Source organism: Streptomyces phytophilus (assembly GCF_013870535.1).
In the GTDB taxonomy this organism is placed as follows: Bacteria; Actinomycetota; Actinomycetes; order Streptomycetales; family Streptomycetaceae; genus Streptomyces; species Streptomyces phytophilus.
In genome coordinates this window covers 1-1,721 of record NZ_JACBXC010001260.1, presented here as the reverse complement: position 1 = coordinate 1,721, position 1,721 = coordinate 1, and the positions used below count along the sequence as shown (strand labels likewise).

At 74.0% G+C, this 1,721-nt stretch carries 2 protein-coding genes and 1 pseudogene; 2 read left to right on the top strand and 1 reads right to left on the bottom strand.

The annotated features are described in order from the left end of the window. Positions 1-247, bottom strand: a 247-nt coding sequence (locus tag H5J30_RS36105; protein ID WP_220189543.1) for a hypothetical protein, incomplete at its 3' end; no start/stop codon positions are given. A 128-nt stretch (positions 248-375) separates the two neighbouring features. Between H5J30_RS36105 and H5J30_RS31395 the strand changes: the two genes are divergently transcribed. Together H5J30_RS31395 and H5J30_RS31390 are read left to right on the top strand one after the other, a co-directional pair. Continuing rightward, a complete protein-coding gene (locus H5J30_RS31395) occupies positions 376-1,122 on the top strand; it encodes a hypothetical protein (RefSeq protein WP_181790945.1) in 747 nt (248 codons plus the stop codon). Further along, positions 1,109-1,721, top strand: a pseudogene (locus H5J30_RS31390) (hypothetical protein); the annotation flags it as partial. The gene H5J30_RS31395 and the pseudogene H5J30_RS31390, both read left to right, overlap by 14 nt.

Sequence of the window (1,721 nt, the reverse complement as noted above, 5' to 3'; positions counted from 1 at the left end):
TCGCTGTGGTGATCGTCGTCCGTACGCCCCGCCGCCCGCGGCGGGCTGCCGCTCCCGACCACCACCCCACGCACAGGAAGTGACCGCCGTGCGCGAGCTGTTCGACGCCCTTGACCTGCTGGCACAGGTGATCACCGCGCTGCCCGTGCGATACCAGCTCCTCCTTGCCCTGGGCGTCCTCTTCCTGGGCGTCCTCGGCGCAGGCGTCATGCAGCTCGCCGTCGGCCTCGTCCGCTGGTGCCGGCACGCCGTACGCCGCCGAGGCCCTGCCGCGGAGCCGGACAGTCCCGAGCCCCGCCCATGAACGCCCGGGCGGGCGGGTGTGGCGACTCCGTCCCGCTCGCCCGGGATCACCACCAACAGGAAGCAGGACCCATGACCGACGACACATCCACCTCGACCCCGCCTCGACGGCAAGCGTGGTACGCGCCGCTCACGGCGTCCGTGCGCGCGCTCGGCACCGCGGCCCAGGAATACCAGCTCGCGCTGCACAACGCCGAGCTGGCGGCCGCGCAGGTCTCCCCGGACCTGCGCGCCCCGCACCCCGGCAGCGCGGGCCACCTGCGCGTCGGGCAGCCGGGTGAGGTCGTGCAGCCGTTCGCTCCGCACGAGACCGCCGTGGGCGAGCTGGCCGCGTTCTACCAGCACCAGGTCGACACGCTGCGCGCGCACCACCAAGCGGCCGCGCTGCTGTTCGCGACCGGCTGCGCCTGGGCCGCGAACGCCGCGCACGGCGGCAGCCGCCCGCAGCACGTCGTGTTCACCTCCACCCCCGAGGGACAGTGCGTGCCGGGGCCGCTGGAGATCAACGGGCTGACCAACTGGCCGCGGCTGGGCGAGCTGGAACACGCGCGCTACGAACTCGCCGCGGTCATGGAGCACCAGCAGCTCGCCCACCGCATCAACGACCAGATCCCCTACACCGAGGCCGTGGCCGAGCAGCAGCACCAGGCACAGCAGCTCGTCGACGCCCGGCTGGGCACCGCCGCGTACCGCTACGGCCAGCTCGCCGAGGAGGGCCTGCACTTCATCCTCGCCGGACCGACGCCCGAGGCGCCCACGCACCACGCCCTGGCCACCGTCATGTACGTGGAGGAGGCGGCCGCGCATGTCCCGTCCTGACCCCGCTCTGTCCCTCGCCCGTGACCCCCGCCTGGGCATCATCGAGCGCGCGCTGCGGGAGCTGCTGCCCGACGTGCCGCCCATGGCTCAGCGTGTCGCCATCTTCGAGGACGTCGCCGACCCGGACGACGACGAGGCCGTGCACATGTGGCGCGGCACCGTCGAGGGGGCGGCCGAGCACATCCACACCCGGCTGTACGGCGCCGGGCAGCCCGCGGCCGCGGCGCCGCCGGCGAGTCCGCTGCAGCAGGCCGAGCAGTCGAAGCGCCGCCGCGACATCGGCGGAGAGATCGGCGCGCTCATGGCCGGGGACCAGGCGCTGCGTGAGGCGGCCTGGTACCCCGCCCAGGCTGGCGACTTGCTGATCGTGCACCTGCCGGAGACCGAGCGCATGCCCGCCACCGGCGACACGTACGTCGTCGTCAAGGACGACTTCGGCGACCTGGTGCTGGCCCACCTGCAGTACTCCGGCCCGCCGGAGTTCGGCGGCGGGCACTACGCCCCCGGCACGCTCAACGAGCCGTTCTACGAGCCGTGGTTCGAGGCCGGGCCCGCGTCCCTGGTGATCGTCCGCGACGGGCGGGTGGTGCACGACGGCC